Here is a 387-nt window from a genome sequence, read left to right as displayed (position 1 = left end):
AGGGCCTGAGTCAGCTGAGCCATGTGGGCCTCGCGCTGCTGCTGTTCCTGGGCGTGTTCCTGCTGCTGCTGGTCCGGTGAGACGACGCCAGGGATTGCTTCAACCCCTGGCGTCCCTCCTGCTCAGTCGGTGGTCGACCGGGCGGGGATGAGCGACCTCAGGCGCGCTCCACGCGCAGTCGCGCGGGCAGGCCGTTGAGGTTGACCTCTTCTTCCTGTCCCGTGAGGCCCTCGGGCCCCACGTTGATGGAGTCGGCCAGCGTCTCCCGGGCAATCAGCTCGCGGCCTTCTTCCGTGACGCGCTTCACCCGCGCGTCACCGTCCACCCAGAGGCGGATGCGGTCCGTGTAGCCCAGCTCCATGTCCTTGCGAGCGCCCTGCACGCGCG

At 69.0% G+C, this 387-nt stretch carries 1 protein-coding gene; it reads right to left on the bottom strand.

Annotation, left to right across the window (positions count from 1 at the left end; genetic code table 11):
* Window positions 1-157: 157 nt before the first annotated feature.
* Window positions 158-387, bottom strand: a 230-nt coding sequence (locus tag D7Y04_RS43620) for a DUF5915 domain-containing protein (RefSeq protein WP_147477395.1), incomplete at its 5' end; no start/stop codon positions are given.

The sequence above is a fragment of the Corallococcus sp. AB038B genome (assembly GCF_003668955.1).
Lineage (GTDB): Bacteria > Myxococcota > Myxococcia > Myxococcales > Myxococcaceae > Corallococcus > Corallococcus exiguus.
Note: the sequence above shows the minus strand (reverse complement) of the source record. Positions and strands in the feature narration are given on the sequence as shown.